The sequence below is a fragment of the Saccharothrix sp. NRRL B-16314 genome, assembly GCF_000716595.1.
Classification (GTDB): Bacteria; Actinomycetota; Actinomycetes; order Mycobacteriales; family Pseudonocardiaceae; genus Actinosynnema.
In genome coordinates this window covers 862,424-883,717 of sequence record NZ_JNXC01000001.1, presented here as the reverse complement: position 1 = coordinate 883,717, position 21,294 = coordinate 862,424, and the positions used below count along the sequence as shown (strand labels likewise).

The window sequence follows — 21,294 nt, the reverse complement described above, 5'->3', positions numbered from 1 at the left end:
AGTGACGTTCCACATCCCCTATCGGACGCTAGAGGCCGAACCTTGACACGATCCGGTGCTTAATCCGTCAAGAAGTTCGTCTCAGCATCTGCGTTCGGGGGTTCCCCGGAACGGAGCAGCGCAGTCGGGATCCACGGCGAGAGTGCGGCGAGGTGGCGACCGAGCGGGTCGGCTCTGCGCAACACGCAGCTCAGAGCGTTTTTGGCGCTGTCCTTCACGTTTTCGCTTCCCGCAATACTGCGGTCAGCCTGGGCGTTCGCCAGGACGAGCGCCGTCGGCCAGATCAACGAGATCAGGCCGCTCCGGTGCGTGTGATTTAAGTCACAGTACAGCAGGTCGAGGCCTCGGCCAACGCTTTCGGGTGTCCCCCACACCACGAGTGCGGTCCCCAGGACGAGGTCGGACTTGAGGATGTGTCGCGTCGCGCCGGCCTCCCGGGCGGTCGCGGCGGCCACCTCGGCCGGGCGCACCGCCTGCTCCGCGTGACCGCCGGCCAACGCGATCTCGGCCGCCAGCCACTGGTGCCGCACCCGGCTGCGCCAACCGCGCGGCTCGACCCTCGCGTGCAGTCGCCGGGCCTCGACCAGCCGCCCCGCGCCCACCGCGTCGGCGGCCAACCCCAACAACGCGTCGGCCCGCGCGCCGGCCAGGTCGACGTCGTCCGCGTCACCGCTCTCGCCCTCGGCAGCGGTCACCAGGGCCAGCGCCCGCCCGTCGAGGCTTCGCGCCGCCGCGTGCCCGCCCAGCTGCCGCCGGTGCGAGGCCAACGTGGAAGCCGCCAAGGACCCGAACAGCCCTCCGGCCCGCATCACGTCACCCAGCACCCCGGCAGCCGCCGCGTAATGCCCCTGCCCGCCCAGCGCCACGGCGGCCAACCACCGCTCCTCGACCCCACCGGCCAGCGCGCCCCAGACCTCGTCCCCCGGCCGGTCCCCGAACGCCACCTGTCGCAACCAGCCCACCTGACCCACCCCGCCCACCTGACCGACAGCCCACCTGACCGACCGCCACCTGACCGACCGCCGAAGCCTCGCGAGTCGACTATCCGAACCCGCGAGTCCAGGCCCGAGTCCACCACTCGGGCACCGCGAGGCCACCACTCGGGGACCACGAGCCGGCGGCCTGAGAACGTCACCGACCAGCCGCGTGGCGAACCGGGCGGGGTGGGACGGGGTGGGGTGGGTCAGCAGACGGCACGTTCCACGGCGTCCGCCGCGGACGCCAGGTCGTTGATGCGCTCCGCCGGCTGCGGCACGACGCCGCGCTCCCAGCCGGGGCCGCCGGCGAACACGCGCACCTGCTGGCGGGTCCTCGGCAGGGCCGCCACGACACCCGGATCGGCGTAGCGCGAGAGCTGCGCCCAGAGCACCACCGCCGACGGCGCGGTGCGGCGCACGGCCACGGCCAGCGCGTCCGACGGCAGCGCCGCCCCCAACTGCCTGGCACCGATCCCCCGCTGCGCCAGCACCGCCGCCAACGGGTAGAGCGGCAGGTTGTGCCGCTCGTCCGGCATGCACGCCAGCAGCACGGGCCGGTGGTTGCGCGGGCTGGTCACGACCGGTGTCGCGCGGAGCACGGCGGCCAGCACGCACTCCTCCACCAGGTGCGACACCTCCACCCCCGCGCCCGACTGGTCCCACCTCGCCGCCAGCGCGGACATCACCGGGCGGACCACCTCGTCCCACGCCGCCACCACGCCGTCCACCTCGATCGCGTCGGCCAGCAGCGTCTGCACGGCCGCCGAGTCCATCGCCAGCGCCGCCCGCCCCACCCCGCGCGCCCGGCGGTTCGCCGCCTGCAACCTGAGCCCGCGACCACCGGCCGAGCCCGACACCCCGTCCAGCTCACCGCCGGTCAGCAACGCCGGCCCGGCCACCCGCGCCGGGCGCACGGGGCTCGCGAGGGCGTACTTGGCGGCCTCGGCGGACGACGCCCCGCGCAGCAGGGCCCGCTGCATCAGCTCGAGGCGTGCTACATCGAGTGGCGCGTACTTCCTGTGTCGCCCGGTCGTGTGATCGCTCGGTCCGAGGCCGTACCGGCGGTCCCACGTGCGCAGGGTGGCCGGCGCGACACCGAGCCTGCGGGCGACGGCGGCCACCGAGAGGGTCACCGAATGCGCTGGATCGTCTTCTGCCGCAATGGTTTCCGGATCGCCTTCCGGCACGGTCCCGGTGTGGTCGGGGGGCGTCATCACGCTGACATCGTCCGTTCACCTGCCGTCACCGGCAACTCCGGGACGGGCACCGACCGCTCACCCATCGTATGAATTGCCGGAAAATGCCCCCGCACCCCCTTGAACAAGTTTTGGCGCGGTTCTACGGTGGATCACCATTAAGCCGAATGGAGCAGTTCACGTCCATGGGCCAAGGAGGCGGTCTCGATGGCGGACACCCGAAGGCTTCCCGGTCCCAACGCGGATCTGTGGGACTGGCAGATGCGCGGCTCGTGCCGCGGGATGGACAGCGCGTTCTTCTTCCACCCGGACGGGGAGCGCGGACCGGCACGGGCACGGCGGGAGGCACGGGCGAAGGCCGTGTGCCTGTCGTGCCCGGTGCTGGAGATGTGTCGGCGGCACGCCTTGGCGGTGCAGGAGCCGTACGGGATCTGGGGTGGTCTCTCGGAGTCCGAGCGGGACAGCATCATCAAGGCGCGCAAGCGGCAGTTGACGCCTGCTTGAGCGGAACGGGCAGACCGGGCACCGACGCGCCGAACGCACGGAGGGGCGGCACCTCGCTGGGTGCCGCCCCTCCGCGTTCGCTGCCGATCCGACCAGCCGGAACACCGGCCGCCGAGTCGACGGCCGGTTGATCAGTGACCGTGGCCGTGACCGTGGCCGTTGCCCGCGGCGGACTCGTCTTCCTTCTTCTCCACGATGGCGCTCTCCGTGGTGAGCACCATGCGGGCGATGGAAGCGGCGTTCGTGACCGCGGAACGGGTGACCTTCACCGGGTCGATGATCCCGGCTTCGAGCAGGTCGCCGTAGACGAGCGTGGCGGCGTTGAGGCCGAAGCCCCACTCCTGCTCGCTCACCTTGTTCACCACGACCGCGCCTTCGAGACCGGCGTTCGCGGCGATCCAGAAGAGCGCCGAGCCGAGGGCCTCGCGGACGATCGCGACACCGGTCGCCTCGTCACCGGACAGGCCGAGGCCGCCGTCGAGCACCTTGGCCGCGTGCACCAGCGCCGAACCGCCGCCGGGCACGATGCCCTCCTCGACCGCTGCCTTGGTCGCGGCCACCGCGTCCTCGATGCGGTGCTTGCGCTCCTTCAGCTCGGTCTCGGTGGCCGCGCCGACCTTGATCACCGCGATGCCGCCGGACAGCTTGGCCAGCCGCTCCTGCAGCTTCTCGCGGTCCCAGTCGGAGTCGGTGGCCTCGATCTCGCGGCGCAGCTGCTCCGAGCGACCGGCCACGTCGGCCTTCGAGCCGCCGCCGTCGACGATGGTCGTGTTGTCCTTCGACACGACGACCCGACGGGCGGAGCCCAGCACGTCCAGGTTGGCCTCGGACAGCTTGAGGCCGACCTCGGCCGCGATCACCTGGGCGCCGGTGACGACCGCGAGGTCGTCCAGGAACGCCTTGCGGCGGTCGCCGAAGTAGGGCGCCTTGACGGCGACCACGCGCAGCGTCTTGCGCAGGGCGTTGACGACCAGGGTGGACAGCGCCTCGCCCTCGACGTCCTCGGCGATGATGACCAGCGGCTTGCCGCTCTCGGCCACCTTCTCCAGGATCGGCAGCAGGTCGGCCAGCGCCGAGATCTTCTCGCGGTGCAGCAGGATGCGGGCGTCCTCGAACACCGTCTCCTGGGCTTCGAGGTCGGTCGCGAAGTGCGCCGACACGTAGCCCTTGTCGAACTGCACGCCCTCGGTGATCTGGAGCTCGGTGGCCATCGAGGAGGACTCCTCGACGGTGATCACACCGTCCTCGCCGACCTTCTCGATGGCTTCGCCGAGCAGGGCGCCGATGGACTCGTCACGGGACGAGACGGTGCCGACCTGGGCGATGTTGTCGCGGCCCTTGACCGGGGTCGCCTTGGCCTTGAGGGCGTCGACGACGGCCTCGGCGGCGGCCTGGATGCCGACGCCGAGGGACATCGGGTTCGCACCCGCGGCGACGTTGCGCAGACCCACCCGCACCATGGCCTGGGCCAGGACGGTCGCGGTCGTGGTGCCGTCGCCGGCCACGTCGTTGGTCTTGGTCGCGACGCTCTTGGCGAGCTGCGCGCCCAGGTTCTCGAACGCGTCGTCCAGCTCGATCTCGCGGGCGATGGTCACACCGTCGTTGGTGACGGTCGGCCCACCGAACTTCTTGTCGAGCACGACGTGCCTGCCGCGCGGACCGAGGGTCACCTTGACCGTGTCCGCGAGCTTGTTCACGCCGCGCTCAAGGGCCCGACGAGCGTCCTCGTCGAAGCTGATCTGCTTGGGCATTGCTTAACCTCTCTTGATGCGAAACGCCCCGGGAAGCCCCGGTGATGGGGTTCGCCGGGGCGCCTTGCGTGTCAGCCGATCGTCAGTTGATGACGGCCAGCACGTCGCGGGCGGAGAGGATGAGGTACTCCTCGCCGTTGTACTTGACCTCGGTGCCGCCGTACTTCGAGTAGATGACGACGTCGCCGACAGCCACGTCCACCGGGACGCGGTTGCCCTTGTCGTCGATCCGGCCGGGGCCCACCGCGATGACCTTGCCCTCCTGGGGCTTCTCCTTCGCGGTGTCCGGGATCACGAGGCCGGAAGCGGTCGTGGTCTCGGCCTCACTGGCCTGGACGACGATCTTGTCCTCGAGCGGCTTGATGTTCACGCTCACCGGGCTGACCTCCACGGTCGTCGAAAGCGTTGGCAGGTTGCGTTTACGGCTCCTGCCACCCCGCCGTCGCGGGGGTCGGGGCGGTTGCTGGTGCCGTGCATCTAGCACTCTACCCATGCGAGTGCCAACGGTTCAACGAGCCCCCGTCACTCCATCCGGGCACCCAGTCCGGCGACGCCCTCCAAGTCGGCGCGGAACTGCTCGAAACCACGCCTCAGCGCCTCCGCCGCACCCTTCGTGACCACGTCACGGGCCTTGTCGTCGAAGTCGACCCCCTCCTCCGGGAACGGGAACGCGCCGCGCAGCGCGACCAGCGCACCGCCGACGGCGATGTCGGCCAGCGGTTCGAGGTCGAGCCACGGGATCGGCGGGTTCTCCACCTTGCCCGCGAGGGGGCCCCACGGGTCGAGCCACGGCCGCAGCCGGGGTTCGAGCTGGACGACCTGGTCGATCACCCAGTGCAGGGTCTGGCACGCGCTCGCCTGCCTGCCGAGCACGTCACGGGCGTGCACGCCGATCTGGAACAGCTCGCTGAGGTGCACCCGGCCCACGCTCGCGTCCGGCTGCATGAGGGTCGCCTCGACCAGCCGGTCCGACCAGACCAGGTCCCACCAGAACCGCGACCGCATGCACGTGATCCGGTCCGGCGGCGCGATCCACACGCCGACGTTGACGTAGTACTCCTTGATCTTGTCCAGGGCGTTGCGGCCGGACGGGCTGTACAGGAACCCGGTGTGCTTGGACAGGTGCGTGCCGGGGGTGCCGCCACCGCCGCCGGGGAAGTCGTCGAACCCGCCGCCCTCGACCACGCCGATCAGGTTCACGTTGACGAAGTGGTGCCAGGTGGAGTCGGTGACGACCCGGCCGACGTCGCAGCGGTGGCCGTCGTAGGTGGACACCACGCCGAAGCTGTGCGCCACGGTCGGCTGCTTGAGGTTCGCGCCCGCGTTCGACGACGCGGTGTTGCCCGCCGGCACGCGGCCCCGGGCGACGACCTCGGGTGACAGCTGCCCCGTGCCGTCGGTGGCGTCCGGGTACTCGGGCGAGCCGTCCCGGCAGGCTCCGGCCAGGCTGGACGGCACCCGCGTCTCGCCCTCGTGCGGGTGGTCCGGGAAGACGTCGATCCGGCCCGTCCGGCCGCACATCACCGGGTGCGGGTAGCGGGCTTCCTTCAGGATGTTGGCGTAGGTCGAGTAGAGCTTCAGGTCGAGCACCTGCGGCACGTCGTCGCTCTGGTCGCTGAACTGCGAGCCCGCGTCGTGGCCGACCCGGTTGGAGTCGTTGCGGCGGGCGGTTCCCATGCCGACCTCGCCGACGCCGAAGTCCGCCCAGTGGCGCATGTTGCGGACCCGGTCGACCGAGCCGCACAGGGCGTTGCCGAGGGACCCGTGGTCGCCGGTGGCGAAGATGCCACCGCCCTTGTTCATGTGCGCGGTCAGCGCGTTCAGCTCGGCGTCGCCGAGGCGGTTGGCCGGGAAGCGGCCGGGGTTGCCGGACCGGTTCGGGTAGCCGCCGTTGTGGAAGTTGGTCTCGATCCCGAACAGCCACACCTCGTCGAAGCCGGTGGGCGTGAAGTGGTTCGGGTCGTCGAACGCGAAGCCCTTGATGCTGCGGGCGATGCCCGGCGCGCCCAGCATGACGCCGGCGTTGGAGACGCCTGGCCGCAGGTGGGCCACGGTGATCTCGAACCGCACGTAGCTGCGGCCGTCGTTGAGCAGGATGTCCACGAAGGTCTGGAGACCGAAGTCGCCGAGGCCGAAGTCGAGCCCGCCGTCGGTGACCAGCAGGGTCTTGACCGTGCACGGTCGCCGCCAGGGGAAGATGATCGTCTGGTCTTCGAGGTGGAGCCTGGTGCGCCTGTCCACCAGGTCGACGAGTCGCTGGTTGCCTGTGCCGATGCCGTCCATTCGAGTGTTCTCGCAATCCGGTCGATGGGGGGCGGCGGTTGCCCCTCGTTGGACTGCGGAGTGCTGGATGCCCTGAGTAATACCTGCGTTCACCCGTTCGCCACTCTGTTCGGTCACGGTGAGCGCATGACCGTGACCCGACGTTCCCTGCTCATCGGCGGCGTGGCCCTCGCGACCGCGGCGACCGCGGGCGCAGGCTTCCCCAAGCTCGCCGACCCCTTCACGTTGGGCGTCGCCTCCGGCGATCCCCTCCCCGACAGCGTCGTGCTGTGGACGCGCCTCGCACCGCAGCCGCTCGCCGAGGACGGCCTCGGCGGCATGCCAGACCGGGTCGTCCCGGTGCACTGGGAATTGGCCGAGGACGAGCGCTTCCAGCACGTCGTGCGGCGCGGCGTGCAGCCCGCCAAGCCGGAGGCCGGGCACAGCGTGCACGTGGAGCCGTTCGGCCTGCGGCCCGGCCGCGAGTACTTCTACCGGTTCCAGGTGGACGGCCACCTGTCCCCGGTCGGCCGCACCCGGACCGCGCCCGACCCGTGGGTGCTCGGGCAGGACCTGACCATGTGCTTCGCGTCGTGCGCGCACTACGGCGAGGGCTACTTCACGGCGTACCGGCGACTCGCCGAGGACCACCCGGACGTGGTCCTCCACCTGGGTGACTACCAGTACGAGTACGCGGCGAAGGCGGCCGACGTGCGGACGGTGCTCGGCCCGGAGACCCGGACGCTGGCCGACTACCGGCTCCGGCACGCCCAGTACAAGACCGACGCCGACCTCCAGCTCGCGCACTCCGTCGCGCCGTGGGTCGTGGTGTGGGACGACCACGAGATCGAGAACAACTGGGCCGACGACGTGCCCGAGCAGCCCGACCCGAACTTCGCGGCACGGCGCGAGGCGGCGTTCAAGGCGTACTACGAGAACATGCCGCTGCGCCGGGGCGCGCGACCCGACGGCGTCGACCTCCAGCTGTACCGGCGGCTCGGCTGGGGCGGGTTGGTCAACTTCCACATGCTCGACACCCGGCAGTACCGGGACGACCAGGCGTGCGGCGACGGGTGGAAGACCTGCGAGGACGCCGCCCTGCCCGGTCGTTCGATCACCGGCGCGGCGCAGGAGGCGTGGCTGCTGGACGGGTTCCGCCAGTCCCGGGCGCGCTGGGACGTGCTCGGCCAGCAGGTGTTCTTCGCCGAGCGCGACCGCAAGGACGGGCCGGAGAAGGAGGTCTCCATGGACGGGTGGGACGGCTACCTCGCGTCCCGCGACCGGGTGACGCGCGGGTGGGTGGACGCGGGCGTGCGCAACGCCGTCGTGCTGACCGGTGACGTGCACGCCCACTACGCGGCGGACGTGAAGCTGGACTGGAACGACCCGGCGTCACCCACCGTCGGCACCGAGCTGGTGTGCTCGTCGGTGACGTCCGGCGGGAACGGCAACGACACGGTCGACCAGGTGCAGCTGCGGCTGAACCCGCACATCAAGCTGCACAGCCGGCGGCGCGGGTACGTGCGGACGAAGTTCACCGCGCAGGAGATGCGGGCGGACTTCCGCACGCTGCCGTACGTGCGCACGGCCGGGGCCGAGGCCACGACGCTCAAGTCGTTCGTCGTCGAGGACCGCAACCCCGGCCTGAACCCGGTGTGACCGCTGGTGCTTCCGGCGTTCCCCGCTTGATCAGCCGCGGATGACGTTGATCAGGGCGGTCCAGCTGTCCTTGCCGTGCCCCGCCTCGGTGGCGCGGTCGTAGAGGGCCTGGACCGCCCTGGGCAGCGCGGTGTCGAGCCCGGCGGTCTCGCTCGCGCCGACGACGTGCGCCGCGGTGGCGCCCATCATGGTCACGTTGGCCAGGTCGCCGGGGTGCCGGTCGGAGTCGACGTGCCGGGCGGTCTCGTCCACGTACATCGACAGCGAGGACAGCACGTCGGTGAGGTAGGGCGCGTACCGCTCGGCCGTGACGCCCGCCGACTTCACCAGCGCGATGCCGTGCAGCATCGCGGCCAGGGACGTGAGGAAGACGTCCAGCTGCGCCTGGTAGAGCAGCTGGGCGAGGGTGTGGTCCTCGCCCATGTAGTCCGCCCGGCCGATCACGGCGAGGGTCTCGGCGTGCCGGTCGAACACCTCGCGCGGACCGCTGTAGAAGACGTACGCGGACTCGTCGCCGACCAGGGGCGCGGGCACCATCACGCCGCCGACCAGCAGCTCGGCACCCCGTTCGGCCAGCCAGGCGGCGGCCTTGAGGGTGGTGTCCGGGGTGTCGGAGCTGAGGTTGACGACCACCCGGCCGGCCAGGTCGGCGCCGTCGAGGACGTCGTACATCGCGGCGTAGTCGGTGAGGCTGAGGACGACCAGCCGGCTCGCGGCGACGGCCTCGGCCGCGGTGGTGGCGCGGGTGGCGCCCAGGGCGACGACGGCGTCGGCGCGGGCGGGGGTGCGGTTCCAGACCGTCGTCGGGTGTCCGGCGGCGAGGAACCGGGTGACCATGGCCTGGCCCATCGGGCCGAGTCCGATCAGGGTCAACGGGGTCTTGTCGGTCATGTGCTCTCTTGCTCCTTCGGTGATGTGCTTCCCACCGTGGCCGAGGGCGCGCACGGTCCGCTGGGGGTTCGCTGGGGGTGCTCCGGTTACGGTCCGTGCGTGAGATTCGGGGTGTTGGGACCGCTCGGGGTGTGGACGGCCGGTGGTGAGGCGGTCCGGGTGCCGGAGGTCAAGGTCCGGCTGCTGCTGGCGGACCTGCTCGCGCACGAGGGGCGGCCGGTGTCGGCGGACCGGTTGGCGTTCGACCTGTGGGGTGACGAGCCGCCCGGCAACCCCGTGAACACGCTCCAGACGAAGGTGTCGCAGCTGCGGCGGGCGTTGGAGTCGGCCGAGCCCGGTGGTCGTTCGTTGGTGGCGCACGGGCCGGCGGGGTACGAGATCCGGGTCGACGCGTCCACTTTGGACGTGCTGCGGTTCCGGGAGCTGGTGGCCGCCGGGCGGATCGGCGAGGCGTTGGCGTTGTGGCGGGGTGAGCCGCTGGACGAGTTCGCCGACGCTCCGTTCGTGGCGCCGGTGGCGGCGCGGTGGAGTTCGGAACGGTTGGCGGCGCTGGAGGAATTCGCTCGTACGGGTGAAGTCGACCTGGCCGAGGAGGTGGCTCGGCACCCGATGCGCGAACGTTTGCGCGGCCTGCACATGCGCGCCCTGTACCGGGCCGGGCGGCAGGTCGAGGCGTTGGCGAGCTACGCCGAGCTGCGGCGGCTGCTGGCCGAGGAGCAGGGGTTGGAACCCGGCCCGGAACTGGCCGCACTGCACCAGGCGATGCTCAACCACGATCCAGCCCTCGACGCCCCGGTCCTCAGCGCCCCGGTCCTCAGCGCCCCGGTGGCCGGCCCTCCAGTGCCCGGCGCTCCAATGCCCGGCGCTCCGCTCGTCGGCGCTCCAGCTGTCGGCGCTCCGGCACCGGACACTTCGGCGCCGGGCGCTCCGGCACCCCACCTTTCGGCGTGCACGAACCTGCCCGTGCCGGTGAGCGACCTGGTCGGCCGGGACGAGGCGGTCGCGGACCTGTGCGAGCTGCCCAGTCGTGCCCGGCTGGTCACCCTCACCGGCCCCGGCGGGGTGGGCAAGACCCGGCTGGCGCTGGAGGTCGCGCGGCGGGTGTCCGTCGCGGACGGGGTGTGGCTGGTCGAGTTGGCGGGCGTCGGGCGGGCCGAGCAGGTGGTGAGCGCGGTCGCCGACGTGCTCGGCGTGCGCGAGGACACGTCGGGGATGGCCTTGGTGGAGGCGTTGCGCGCCCGTGAAGTGCTGCTGGTGCTGGACAACTGCGAGCGGCTGGTCGAACCGGTCGCCGCACTGGTGTCCCGGCTGCTGCGGGCGGCGGCGGGTCTGCGGGTGCTCACCACCAGCCAGGAACCGCTCGGCCTGTCGTTCGAGACGGTGTGGGCCGTCCCGCCGCTGGACATCTCGGACGCGGTCACGTTGTTCGCAGCGCGCGCTGCCGCCGCCGCTCCCGGTTTCACGCTGACTCCGTCCAACGCGGCGGTGGTCGAGGCGATCTGTCGACGGCTCGACGGGTTGCCGCTGGCCCTGGAGCTCGCCGCGACGCGGGTGCGCGGCCTGGGCGTGAACGCGCTGCTGGAGCGGCTGGACGACCGGTTCCGGCTGCTGGCCACGGGGCACCGTGACGCACCGGCCCGGCAGCGCACCCTGCGGGCGATGATCGACTGGAGTTGGGACGTCCTCGGTGAGGACGAGCGGATCGTGCTGCGGCGACTGTCCGTGCACGTGGACGGGTGTGCGCTGGACTCGGCGGAGGCCGTGTGCGCGGGCGGTGGCGTGGCTCCGGGTGATGTGTCGGACGTGCTGACCCGGCTGGTGAACCGGTCCCTGGTGGTGGCGCCGGAGCACACGGGCGAGCCGCGGTTCCGGCTGTTGGAGTCGGTCGCCGACTACGGGCGTGAACGGCTGCGTTCAGCGGGCGAGTTCGAGGAGGTTCGGCGGCGGCACGCGGCGTTCTACCTGGGGTTGGCCGAACGGGCGGACCCGGAGTTGCGCGGGGCGCGGCAGTTGGAGTGGTTGGACCGGCTGGATGCGGACACCGCGAACCTGCGTGCGGCGCACGACGCGTTGGACCCGGCGGGCGCGGGGCGGCTGGTGCGGGCGTTGACCTGGTACTGGTTCCTGCGCGGGCGGCTGCGGGAGGGGCGTCGGCTGATGACCGCTGCCGATCCGGTGACGGCGGCGTGGCGGGCGGGGTTCGGGGTGCTGCTGGGTGAGGCGGCCGATCCGTCCGCCCTGGCCGGGACGGCTTCGATCGTCGACCCGCTGGATCGGGCGCGGGCTCGGTGGTTCCTGGGTTACATCTTGTCCACAGTCGGCGATATGCCGACTGGTCAGCGGCTGACCGACCAGGCCTTGGAGGCGTTCGAGGAGCTGGGTGACGACTGGGGCGTGGCCGCCGCGCACAGCGACCGGGTGAGCCAGGCGCTGGCCGGCGGTCAGGTGGACGTGGCCCGGGAGGCCGCCGAGCGGTCTGCCGCGTTGTTCACCGCACTGGGTGAACGTTGGGGGCAGCTGAAGGCGTCGTTCGGGCTGGGCGTGCTGGCACAGCTGTCCGGGGACAACGCGTCGGCCGAGGCCGTGCACCGCGAGGGGTTGCGGGTGGCCGAGGAGCTGCGGTCGTGGCCGGAGGTGTCGTACAAGCTGTCGTGGCTGGGACGGGTGGCGCTGACCGACGGCGACTACGCGAAGGCCCGTGACCTGCACGAACAGGCTCGGCGTGCGGCGGCGGAGCACGGGTTCTCGCCGGGTGAGGCGTACGCGGAGACGGGGTTGGCGTTGGGCGCGCGGCGGGAGGGGCGGCTGGACGCGGCGGAGGCGCACTGGGACCGGCTGCGGTCGTGGCACCGGCGGGTCGGGTTCGAGGCGGGTGGCACGTTGGCGCTGGCCGAGTTGGGGTTCGTGGCCGAGTTGCGCGGTGACGCGGCGCGGGCGTTGGCGCTGCACTCGGAGGGGTTGGCGCTGGCCCGGCAGGTGGGTGACCCGCGGGCGATCGCGTTGGCGTTGGAGGGGGTGGCGGGGGCTCGGGCGCTGGCGGGTGACGCGGAGTCGGCGGCCCGGTTGTTGGGTGCGGCGACGGCGGCGCGGGCGTCCGTGGGCGTGCCGCTGCCGGCCGGTGAACGGGGCGACGTGGACCGGATCACCGCCGCGGCCCGTGAGGTGCTGGGGTCGGCCGGCTTCGAGGCGGCTTTCGCCGTCGGCCACGCCCAGTCCCTGACCACCACCATCCCGTGAGTCCTACGTTCAGGACCCGTGAGTCCTACGTTCAGGACCCCCGAGTTCAACGCTCAGAACGGCCCGGACCGACGCGAACGTTCAACTCACACGTCCTGAACGTAGGACTCACGCGTTCCCAACGTAGGACTCACGGGTCCTGAACGTAGGACTCACGGGGTCAGAGGATTTGGATGGTGGTCACCGGTAGGCCGGGGGTGGTGGAGAGGTCCAGGGACGACGGCTTGGCGTCGGCGGCGACCAGGTGGGCGCCCAGGGCAGCGATCATCGCGCCGTTGTCCGTGCACAGGCGGGGACGGGGAACGCGCAGCTCGAGACCCGCCTCGGCGCAACGCTCGGCGGCCAGGCCGGAGAGCCGCGAGTTCGCCGCGACGCCGCCGGAGATCACCAGCGTGTCCACGCCGAGGTCCTTGCAGGCCCGGATCGCCTTCGCGGTGAGCACGTCGGCCACCGCCTCCTGGAACGACGCGGCGACGTCCGCCAGCGGGATCTCCTCGCCCGCGCGCTCCTGCTTCTCGACCCACCGGGCCACCGAGGTCTTCAGGCCCGAGAACGAGAAGTCGTACTTCGAGTCACGCGGCCCGGTCAGCCCGCGCGGGAACGCGATCGCGCAGCCGTTGCCCTGCTTGGCGAGCTTGTCGATCGGCGGCCCGCCCGGGTACGGCAGGTCGAGCAGCCGGGCGACCTTGTCGTACGCCTCGCCCGCCGCGTCGTCCACCGTGGACCCGATCTCGGTGATCTTCTCCGCCAGGCCCTCGACCAGCAGCAGCTGCGAGTGCCCGCCGGACACCAGCAGCGCCAGGCACCGCTTCGGCAGCGGACCGTGCTGGAGGGTGTCGGCGGCGACGTGACCCGCGAGGTGGTTGACCCCGTAGAGGGGCTTGCCCAGCGCCGCCGCGTACGCCTTCGCCGCCGACACGCCGACCAGCAGCGCGCCCGCGAGCCCCGGTCCGGCGGTGACGGCGATCGAGTGCACGTCCCGCAGCTCGATCCCGGCCTTCTCCACCGCACGGCGCATGGTCGGGACCATCGCCTCCAGGTGCGCGCGGGACGCGACCTCGGGGACCACGCCGCCGAACCGGGCGTGCTCCTCCACGCTGGACGCGACCTCGTCGGCGAGCAGTTCCATCGCCCCGTCCGGGCCGAGCCGGACGATGCCGACGCCGGTCTCGTCGCACGAGCTCTCGATTCCGAGGATGAGCCGGTCAGTCACGGTTCGCGGGCCTTCCCATCGTGTATGCGTCGGCACCCGACGGCTGGTAGTAGCGGCGGCGCAGGCCGAGGTGCTCGAAGCCGTGCGCCAGGTACAGGTTGATCGCGGGCGCGTTGTCGGTGCGCACTTCCAGGAACACCGGCAGGCCCGCCTCGTCGGCCTTCGCCAGGAGCGTCCGCAGCAACGTCTTGCCGACGCCGCCGCCCTGGTGCGCGCCGGTCACCGCGATCGTGTGGACGCTGGACTCGAAGTCCGTCAGGCCGAGGCCCGCGTACCCGATCAGCGCGCCGCCGGCGTACGCGCCGACGTAGAAGTTGCCGTGGTCCAGCTCGCTGCGGAACGCGTCCTCGCTCCACGGGTCGTCACCGGCGAACAGCTCGTGCTCGATCTCCGCGCACCGCGGCACGTCCTCGTGGCGCAGCGGCGCGATCGTGACGGTGCCGGTGGTCACGCCTTCGTCACCCGCTTGCGGCCGGCCGGCTCCACCGCGTCGGGTCGACGCAGGTAGAGCGGGGTGAGGGCGGCCGGACGCGCCCCCGCGAGCAGTTCCTCGGCGGCCACCGCGACCAGCGACACCGGTGACGGGTAGCGCGCCTCCACGACGGGGAGCCCGATGACGTCGGCGTAGATCTCCGCGCCCTCCCCCGCCGCGTCGGACACGGCGGGCAGCTTGCCGACCAGGTCGGCGGGCCGGTCCACGTGCGGGCCGTCGGTGCGCCGGCCGGCCGCGTCGTAGGCCGCCCAGTACACCTCCTTGCGGCGCGCGTCGGTGGCGACCAGCAGCGGCCTGCCGGTGGCGGCGTCCAGCGCGATGGCGTCCGGGGTCGGCACGGGGTAGACGGGCCGGTTGAGGGCCTGTCCGAGGGCGGCCGCGGTGACCAGGCCGACGCGCAGGCCGGTGAACGGCCCCGGCCCCGAGCCGCACACGATGGCGTCGAGGTCGGCGAGCACGTGCCCGGCCTGTTCCAGCGCCTCCAGGAGGTGCGGGGTCAGCAGCTCGCCGTGCGCCTTCGAGTTCACCGTCACCCGCCCGGCGAGCAGGCGCGGCGGCGAATCGGGCGTCAGTTCCACCACGCCGGCCGTGACGGCGGGCGTGGCAGTGTCCAGAGCTAGCACCAGCACAACAGACAAGGGTACGGGTGGCACAAGCCACACTGGACTTGACGTCCACGTCAAGGCGGAGGATCGGGTCTGTGCGCATCGGAGAACTGGCGCGGCGGGGTGGGACGACCACTCGCGCACTGCGCTACTACGAGTCCCTCGGGCTGCTGTCGTCCCGACGCGGGGCGAACGGCCAGCGCGAGTACGACGAGGACGACCTGCGGCTGGTGAACGAGATCCGCTCGCTCGCCGACATCGGGTTCGCGCTGGAGGACACCCGCCCGTTCGTCCAGTGCCTGCGTGACGGCCACCGCACCGGTGACGCCTGCCCGGCGTCCGTGGAGGTGTACCGGCGCAAGGTCGCCGAGCTGGACGCCTGCATCAGCCGGCTGCAGGCGGTCCGGGACCAGGTGCGCGCGCAACTCCAGGAAGCCGAGCAGAGGAGCAGGCCGTGCGGACGTTGACCGACGACGAGTTCACCGAGGCAGTGGGTACGGGCAACGTCCTGGTGGAGTTCCGCGCCGACTGGTGCGGGCCGTGCCGGATGCTCGAACCGGTGCTGGCCGAGATCGACCGCGAGCGCGACGACCTGACCGTGGTCAAGGTCGACACCGACGCCAGCCCCCGCACCGCGCGCGACCAGCAGATCATGTCCGCGCCGACGCTCCAGCTCTACAAGGACGGCGAGTTGGTGGCGCAGACGGTCGGCGCCCGGCCGAAGATCCACCTGTTGGCGTGGCTCGAACCACACTTGTGATGCGCACGACGGTGGAGCACTCCACTGTAGGGGGATGCTGCTGCCAGCGTTGGCCTCGCCGTCGCCGAAGATCGCGCCGAAGATCGCCCTGAGGTTCCCCGAACGGGAACTGACGTACGAGCAGTTGGCCGCCGAGGCCCGCCGCGTCGCCTACGGGCTGGTGGGCAAGCGGCGGGTCGCGGTGTGGGCGCGGTCGACGCCCGAGACGTGCGTGGTGGTCGTCGGCGCGTTGCTCGCGGGCGTGCCGGTCGTGCCGCTCAACCCGAAGGTCGGCGAGAAGGAACTCGCGCACATCCTCGCCGACAGCACACCCGACCTGGTCGTCGACGACGAGCTGCCGCGCGGTGAGCCGGTCGACCTGCCGGAGCCGGACGGCGAGGCGCCCGCGCTGATCGTCTACACCAGCGGCACGACCGGGCCGCCGAAGGGCGTGGTGCTGCCGCGACGCGCGCTCGCCACGAACCTCGACGCGTTGGCACAGGCCTGGGAGTGGACCGAGGACGACGTCGTGGTGCACGGGCTGCCGCTGTTCCACGTGCACGGCTTGGGTGTCGGGGTGCTCGGCCCGTTGCGGCGCGGCGGGACCGTGCACCACCTGGGGTCGTTCAGCGTGGCGAAGGCGGCTCAGGCGTTGGCCTCGGGCGGCACGATGATGTTCGGCGTTCCCACGATGTACCACCGGATCGCGGGCGAGCCCGAGCACGCCGCCGCCTTCGGCAAGGCCCGGCTGCTGGTGTCCGGTTCGGCCGCGCTGCCCGCGTCGGTGCACGAGCGCATCGAGCAGCTGACCGGCCGGCGGGTGGTCGAGCGGTACGGGATGACCGAGACGTTGATGAACACGAGCGTCCGCGCGGACGGCGACCGGCGGCCGGGCACGGTCGGGCCGCCGCTGGACGGCGTGGAGGTCCGGGTCGTCGGCGAGGAGCCGGGCGAGATCGAGGTGCGCGGCCCGAACCTGTTCCTGGAGTACCTGAACCGGCCGGACGCCACCCGGGACGCGTTCCACGACGGCTGGTTCCGCACCGGTGACCTGGCCGTGGTCGACCCGGACGGGTACCTGCGGATCGTCGGCCGGCGCGCCACGGACCTGATCAAGAGCGGCGGCTACAAGATCGGCGCGGGCGAGATCGAGAACGCCCTGCTGGAGCACCCTTCGGTGGCCGAGGTGGCGGTGACCGGCGAGCCGGACGACGACTTGGGCGAACGCGTGGTGGCGTGGGTCGTCGCGCGCGGCGAGGCCCCGGCGCCGGAGGTGCTGAGCGACCACGTGGCCCGGCTGCTCTCGCCGCACAAGCGACCGAGGGTGGTGCGCTACCTGGATGCGTTGCCGCGCAACGACATGGGCAAGGTGCTGAAGCGGGAACTCCGGTGAACCCCCTGGGCTGGCCGGGCTACGAGGAGCAGCTCGCGCGGGCGCGGGAACGGTCCGGTGGCGCCGAATCGGTCTCGTGGCGGCGGCGCCGGCACGCCGTGGTGATCACGTTCGACTTCCGGTTCCTCGGCGGTTCGGTGGGCACGGCGACGGGCGCGCTGATCGAGGAGGCGTTCACCGAGGCGCGGGCCGCGCACCTGCCCGTGGTGTCGATGATCGCGACCGGTGGCAGCCGGATGCAGGAGGGGATGCTGTCGTTGCGGCAGCTCCAGCGGGTGACGCGGCTGTGCGCGGCGCACCGGCAGGCCGGGCTGCCGCACGTGTCGGTGCTGTGCGACCCGACCACCGGCGGCCTGTGGGCGTCGCTGGGTGCGGGTGCGGACGTGGTGATCGCGGTGTCCGGCGCGCAGGTCGGGTTCGCGGGCAGCAGGGTGCGGCCGGCCGACGACCCCGCCTACACGGCCGAAGGCCAGTTCGCGGCCGGGACGGTCGACCTGGTGGTGTCCCGCGACGAAGTCGACCCGATCGTGTCACGGACCCTGGACCTGTTGACCCGTGGTGACGCCGTGCCGGCGGAGGTGCCGCGCGCTCTGGGCGCTCAGGAACTGCCCGAGAACGGGTGGAGCGCGGTGTCGGGAGCGCGCGCTCCGGAACGTCCGCGTGCGGCTGCCTACCTCGACGACTACTTCGACTTCCGCGTGCCGATCAGCGGTGACCGCGCGGGCGGGGTGGACGCGGGGATGCTGTGCGGCATCGGGCGGCGGGGAGGGCGGGCCATCGCGTTCGCCGCGCAGACCGGCACCGCCACCACGCCCGCCGGGTTCCGCACGGCGTCCCGGCTGATCCGGCTGGCCGAGCGGTTCGCGCTGCCCGTGTTGACCTTGGTGGACACGCCCGGCGCGGCCAACGACGCGGCGGCCGAACGGGCCGGGGTCGGCGCGGCCATCGCGGAACTGTTCACGACCGTCGCGGAAGCCCGCGTGCCGATCACCACGCTGGTGATCGGGGAGGGCGGGTCCGGTGGCGCGTTGGCGCTGTCGTCGCCGGAGCACACGTGGATCACGCCCAACGCCTACTTCTCGGTGATCGCGCCGGAGCCGGCGGCGGCGATCCTCAAGCGCGACGACGTGCCGCAACTCGCCGACGACCTGCGGCTGCGTCCCCAGGATTTGGTGGAGCTGGGCGTGGTGCGCGGTATCCCGGATCACCGGTAGTCCACAGGCAGCCACCAGTTGTCCACAGGCCCGCCGCGATCACCGCCAACCGTCGGTCCCCGTCGGTAAGATCAAAGCAGGGGTCCCCTGGCGGGGACGCCTGCGTAGCGTGGGTCCGGCGGCCCGCGTCAGTCCAGCGGCCCGCGTCAGTCCGACAGCCCGCTCAGCCCGACAGCCCGCGTCAGCCGCATCCATCCGGCGGCCCGACAGCCCGCGTCAGCCCGCATCCATCCGACAGGTCCCGTCAGCCCGGCAGCCCGCGTCCATCCGACAGCCCTCGTCAGGCCGGCAGGTCGCGCTCGGTCCAAGCGCCGTGCGGGTGCAGGTGGGCGATCCGCACGTCGTCGTCCTGCCGTTCCAGCCTGATCAGCAGGTGGTCCTCGGACAGCCGCTCGGCCGCGCCCTCACCCCACTCCACGGCCACCACCGCGTCGACCAGGTCCGTGTCCAGGTCCAGGTCGTCCAACTCGTCCAGGTGCCCGCCGAGCCGGTAAGCGTCCACGTGCACCAACGGCACACCGCGGCCGTTCGGCGCCGGCTCGTGCACGCGGGCGATCACGAACGTCGGCGAGCTGACCCGGCCCGTCACGCCCAGACCGGCCGCCAGCCCGCGCACCAGCGCCGTCTTGCCCGCGCCCAACGGCCCGGACAGCAGCACCAGGTCACCGCCCCGCACCAGACCACCCAGCTTGCGCCCGAACTCCTCGGTGTCCTGCACCTCGGGGAGCGTCACGCTCACGCTCGTCGCCACCACCGTCGCCCGCTTTCCGACCGTTCGACGGCACTGCGCCGAACCAGACCGACCAGGTGCCCGGTGACCAGGTCGGGTTGTTCCAACATGAGCATGTGACCCGCGCCGGACACGCGGACCAGTTCGCCGTGCGGCATCTCCTCGGCCATCCGCTCGGCGTGCGAGAACGGCGTCAGCTTGTCCGCGTCACCGCTCATCACCAGCACCTCGCAGTGCCGCAGACCGGCCAAGGCCTTGTACCTGTTGTGCGTGCCGAGGGTTTCCAGGAACTCGGTGAGCACCTGCACCGTAACGCCGTTGATCATCTGTTCCATCAGGTCCACCAGCGACGGGCTGATCTTGCCGGCACCGAACGCCAGCGCCCTGATCCCGCTCCAGGTGAGCGTGGTCGACCGCTTGCGCACCCACTCGACGAGGCCCGGTTGCAGGCCCGCGATCCGGCTGACGCCCAACGTCACCGGGTTGTAGCGGGACAGCATCGACTTCGGCAGACCCGCACCGCCGACCGCGCCCGCCGCGGTGCCGACGAGGGCCACGCCGCGCACCCGTTCGGCGAACAGGTCCGGCCGCTCCTCGGCCAGCGCCATGATCGTCATGCCGCCCATGGAGTGGCCGACCAGCACCAACGGGCCTTCGGGCGCCATCGAGCGGATCACCGCGTCGAGGTCCTTGGCGCACTGGTCGATCGTGCTGCCCTCGGCGCTGGACCGACCGGAACGGCCGTGGCTGCGCTGGTCGTAGATCACCTGGCGCACGCGCGGCTCGGTGAGGGTGGCCAGGTCACGTCGCTGGAAGTGCCAGCAGCGGCGGTCCAGGGCGAAACCGTGCACGAGGACGACCGTGACCTCGGGTTTTCCACCGTCCTGGGGGTCGACCTCCTCGACCGACAGCGGCACGCCGTCGTCCGCCGCGACGGTGGACTCCCGGTTGGGCGTGAGGCGGCCCAGGGGTTCGTCGGCGAGCGGGTCGTCGGCGCGGCGGTCGAGCTCGACCTTCTTCTGGTTGGCCGCGACACCGACCGCGACGCCCGTCGCGGCGGCGCCGAGGATGCCGCCGGCCCAACCGACGGCCTTCCACACCGTGTTCACCGGCGGGACCCCGTGTACGTCCTTGCCACCCTCGGCCGGTACATGCCGGTGACGATCTCGTAGTCGATGGTGCCGGTGGTGTCGGCCCACTCGCGGGCCGTCGGCTCGCCCTCGTCACCGGCTCCGAACAGCACGACTTCGTCCCCCTCGGTCACCACGTCGTCGCCGCAGTCGACCACGATCTGGTCCATGCAGATGCGGCCGACGACCGGGCGGCGCTTGTGGGCGAGCCACACGTGCATCCGGTTCGAGAGGCTGCGCGGCACGCCGTCGGCGTAACCGACGGGCACCAAGGCCAGGTTCGTGTCGTTCTTGGCGGTCCAGCTCAGACCGTAGGACACGGATTCACCCGCCGGGATGCGCTTCGTGAGGGCGACTGCGGAGCGGAACGTCATCACGGGGCGGAGGTCGGCCGGTACGGGGACCGGGTTGAGGCCGTAGATCGCGATACCGGGGCGGACGAGGTCCAGGTGGAGGTCCGGGCGGGTGATGACGGCGGCGGAGTTGGCGATGTGCCGGCGTGGGTCGAGGCCTGCGGCGAGGGCTTCGCGGTAGGCGTCGTCGAAGCGTTCGGCCTGGGCGTCGGTGGCGGGGTGGCCGACCTCGTCGGCCACGGCCAGATGTGACCAGATCGAGTGAACTTCGATGTTCGCCGTCTTGGCGGCCAGGTCGACCAGCTCGGACCAGTCGGCGGCCGGGCAGCCGTTGCGGGACAGGCCCGTGTCGATCTTGAGGTGGACGCGCGCGGTCCTGCCGGCCTTCCCGGCCGCTGCGGCGATGTCCTTCAGCTGCGTGATCGAGGAGGCGGAGAGGTCGACATCCTGCTCCACGCCGGGGGCGTAGTCCGTTCCAGACGGGTCCAGCCAGGCCAGGATCGGCACCGTGCACCCGGCCGCCCTCAGCGTGAGGGCTTCGGTGAGCGAGCAGGAACCGAGCCAGGTCGCACCCGCGTCGACGGCCGCTCTCGCCACCTCCACGGCGCCGTGCCCGTACCCGTCGGCCTTGACGACGGCCATCGTGTCGGCGTCCTTGGCGAGGCCGTCGAGGTAGGCCACGTTGTGCCGGAGGTTCTCGAGGTCGATCACGACCTCAGCGCGAGGAGCAGCCATAACACCGCTCATGGTGACACAACCGCCTACCGGCGGTTCCAGTGCCCGAACCCGCGAGCCACCCCCCACCCCGTCGTGAGTCCTACGTTCCCGTCCCGTGAGTCCTACGTTCAGGACACGCGAGTCCTTCGTTCGGAACGACCGTGTCCTACGTTCGGAACCCCTGAGTTCAACGCTCAGTACGAGGACTGTTCTGAGCGTTGAATTCGGGG

The 21,294-nt window shown here is 71.9% G+C and carries 19 protein-coding genes; 7 read left to right on the top strand and 12 right to left on the bottom strand.

Annotated features, from left to right (window positions below):
* Positions 1-59: 59 nt before the first annotated feature.
* Together OQ02_RS04360 and OQ02_RS04355 are read right to left on the bottom strand one after the other, a co-directional pair.
* Positions 60-962: a hypothetical protein gene (locus OQ02_RS04360; protein ID WP_156076862.1), complete on the bottom strand. Its 903-nt coding sequence runs from the start codon at positions 960-962 to the stop codon at positions 60-62.
* 221 nt (positions 963-1,183) lie between these two features.
* Positions 1,184-2,110: a MerR family transcriptional regulator gene (locus tag OQ02_RS04355; protein WP_033436768.1), complete on the bottom strand. Its 927-nt coding sequence runs from the start codon at positions 2,108-2,110 to the stop codon at positions 1,184-1,186.
* Positions 2,111-2,380: 270 nt separating this feature from the next.
* Between OQ02_RS04355 and OQ02_RS04350 the strand changes: the two genes are divergently transcribed.
* Entirely contained in the window at positions 2,381-2,677 is a 297-nt protein-coding gene (locus OQ02_RS04350; RefSeq protein WP_033428626.1) for a WhiB family transcriptional regulator, read from the top strand.
* 131 nt (positions 2,678-2,808) lie between these two features.
* Here the strand turns inward: OQ02_RS04350 and groL are convergent, their stop codons facing one another.
* The 3 genes from groL to OQ02_RS04335 form a co-directional block, all read right to left on the bottom strand.
* Complete coding sequence (gene groL, locus OQ02_RS04345; RefSeq protein ID WP_033436767.1) at positions 2,809-4,428, bottom strand: chaperonin GroEL; 1,620 nt, start codon at positions 4,426-4,428, stop codon at positions 2,809-2,811.
* A gap of 82 nt (positions 4,429-4,510) precedes the next feature.
* Positions 4,511-4,804 carry a co-chaperone GroES gene (gene groES / locus OQ02_RS04340; protein WP_015105192.1) on the bottom strand — a complete coding sequence of 98 codons (294 nt, stop codon included), beginning with the start codon at positions 4,802-4,804 and terminating at the stop codon, positions 4,511-4,513.
* Positions 4,805-4,950: 146 nt separating this feature from the next.
* Positions 4,951-6,711, bottom strand: coding sequence for a hypothetical protein (locus OQ02_RS04335; protein ID WP_051771659.1), 1,761 nt, complete (start codon positions 6,709-6,711; stop codon positions 4,951-4,953).
* A 126-nt stretch (positions 6,712-6,837) separates the two neighbouring features.
* On the opposite strand from OQ02_RS04335, the gene OQ02_RS04330 reads away from it, so the two are divergent.
* Positions 6,838-8,349, top strand: coding sequence for an alkaline phosphatase D family protein (locus tag OQ02_RS04330; protein WP_033436766.1), 1,512 nt, complete (start codon positions 6,838-6,840; stop codon positions 8,347-8,349).
* 30 nt (positions 8,350-8,379) lie between these two features.
* Here the strand turns inward: OQ02_RS04330 and OQ02_RS04325 are convergent, their stop codons facing one another.
* Positions 8,380-9,240, bottom strand: coding sequence for an NAD(P)-dependent oxidoreductase (locus OQ02_RS04325; protein ID WP_033436765.1), 861 nt, complete (start codon positions 9,238-9,240; stop codon positions 8,380-8,382).
* 99 nt (positions 9,241-9,339) lie between these two features.
* Between OQ02_RS04325 and OQ02_RS04320 the strand changes: the two genes are divergently transcribed.
* Entirely contained in the window at positions 9,340-12,477 is a 3,138-nt protein-coding gene (locus OQ02_RS04320; RefSeq protein ID WP_037329522.1) for an AfsR/SARP family transcriptional regulator, read from the top strand.
* Between the two features lie 160 nt (positions 12,478-12,637).
* Here OQ02_RS04320 and tsaD read toward each other — a convergent pair whose 3' ends face one another.
* From tsaD to tsaB, 3 genes are read right to left on the bottom strand one after another with little or no spacing between them, the layout of a single operon-like run.
* A complete protein-coding gene (gene tsaD / locus OQ02_RS04315) occupies positions 12,638-13,690 on the bottom strand; it encodes a tRNA (adenosine(37)-N6)-threonylcarbamoyltransferase complex transferase subunit TsaD (RefSeq protein ID WP_033436763.1) in 1,053 nt (350 codons plus the stop codon).
* Positions 13,683-14,141, bottom strand: coding sequence for a ribosomal protein S18-alanine N-acetyltransferase (gene rimI, locus OQ02_RS04310; protein WP_033436762.1), 459 nt, complete (start codon positions 14,139-14,141; stop codon positions 13,683-13,685). Before rimI ends, tsaD begins: the two co-directional genes overlap by 8 nt.
* On the bottom strand, positions 14,138-14,812 hold the full coding sequence (tsaB, locus tag OQ02_RS04305) for a tRNA (adenosine(37)-N6)-threonylcarbamoyltransferase complex dimerization subunit type 1 TsaB (protein ID WP_033436761.1): 675 nt from the start codon (positions 14,810-14,812) through the stop codon (positions 14,138-14,140). The genes rimI and tsaB overlap by 4 nt, the downstream gene beginning before the upstream one ends.
* Positions 14,813-14,883: 71 nt before the next feature.
* On the opposite strand from tsaB, the gene OQ02_RS04300 reads away from it, so the two are divergent.
* The 4 genes from OQ02_RS04300 to OQ02_RS04285 are packed head-to-tail and all read left to right on the top strand — an operon-like array spanning position 14,884 to position 18,134.
* A complete protein-coding gene (locus tag OQ02_RS04300; RefSeq protein ID WP_033436760.1) occupies positions 14,884-15,255 on the top strand; it encodes a MerR family transcriptional regulator in 372 nt (123 codons plus the stop codon).
* Positions 15,243-15,548 carry a thioredoxin family protein gene (locus tag OQ02_RS04295; protein WP_033436759.1) on the top strand — a complete coding sequence of 102 codons (306 nt, stop codon included), beginning with the start codon at positions 15,243-15,245 and terminating at the stop codon, positions 15,546-15,548. The genes OQ02_RS04300 and OQ02_RS04295 overlap by 13 nt, the downstream gene beginning before the upstream one ends.
* A 34-nt stretch (positions 15,549-15,582) precedes the next feature.
* The gene (locus tag OQ02_RS04290) at positions 15,583-16,920 is read left to right on the top strand and encodes an acyl-CoA synthetase (RefSeq protein WP_033436758.1); all 1,338 of its coding nucleotides are present in this window, start codon (positions 15,583-15,585) and stop codon (positions 16,918-16,920) included.
* Complete coding sequence (locus OQ02_RS04285) at positions 16,917-18,134, top strand: carboxyl transferase domain-containing protein (RefSeq protein WP_033436757.1); 1,218 nt, start codon at positions 16,917-16,919, stop codon at positions 18,132-18,134. The genes OQ02_RS04290 and OQ02_RS04285 overlap by 4 nt, the downstream gene beginning before the upstream one ends.
* A 280-nt stretch (positions 18,135-18,414) precedes the next feature.
* Here the strand turns inward: OQ02_RS04285 and tsaE are convergent, their stop codons facing one another.
* From tsaE to alr, 3 genes are read right to left on the bottom strand one after another with little or no spacing between them, the layout of a single operon-like run.
* Complete coding sequence (tsaE, locus tag OQ02_RS04280; RefSeq protein WP_033437034.1) at positions 18,415-18,873, bottom strand: tRNA (adenosine(37)-N6)-threonylcarbamoyltransferase complex ATPase subunit type 1 TsaE; 459 nt, start codon at positions 18,871-18,873, stop codon at positions 18,415-18,417.
* Positions 18,870-19,973, bottom strand: a complete 1,104-nt coding sequence (locus OQ02_RS04275; RefSeq protein ID WP_033436756.1) for an alpha/beta fold hydrolase — start codon at positions 19,971-19,973, stop codon at positions 18,870-18,872. Before OQ02_RS04275 ends, tsaE begins: the two co-directional genes overlap by 4 nt.
* Positions 19,970-21,094 (bottom strand): alanine racemase, encoded by a 1,125-nt coding sequence (alr, locus tag OQ02_RS04270; RefSeq protein WP_033436755.1) that lies wholly within the window; start codon positions 21,092-21,094, stop codon positions 19,970-19,972. The genes OQ02_RS04275 and alr overlap by 4 nt, the downstream gene beginning before the upstream one ends.
* Positions 21,095-21,294 lie beyond the last annotated feature (200 nt).

Coding starts and splice junctions, on each gene's coding strand:
- OQ02_RS04350 (WP_033428626.1), top strand. CDS start 2,381: ATGGCGGACACCCGAAGGCTTCCCGGTCCCAACGCGGATCTGTGGGAC.
- groL (WP_033436767.1), bottom strand. CDS start 4,428: ATGCCCAAGCAGATCAGCTTCGACGAGGACGCTCGTCGGGCCCTTGAG.
- OQ02_RS04335 (WP_051771659.1), bottom strand. CDS start 6,711: ATGGACGGCATCGGCACAGGCAACCAGCGACTCGTCGACCTGGTGGAC.
- OQ02_RS04330 (WP_033436766.1), top strand. CDS start 6,838: ATGACCGTGACCCGACGTTCCCTGCTCATCGGCGGCGTGGCCCTCGCG.
- OQ02_RS04325 (WP_033436765.1), bottom strand. CDS start 9,240: ATGACCGACAAGACCCCGTTGACCCTGATCGGACTCGGCCCGATGGGC.
- OQ02_RS04290 (WP_033436758.1), top strand. CDS start 15,583: ATGCTGCTGCCAGCGTTGGCCTCGCCGTCGCCGAAGATCGCGCCGAAG.
- alr (WP_033436755.1), bottom strand. CDS start 21,094: ATGAGCGGTGTTATGGCTGCTCCTCGCGCTGAGGTCGTGATCGACCTC.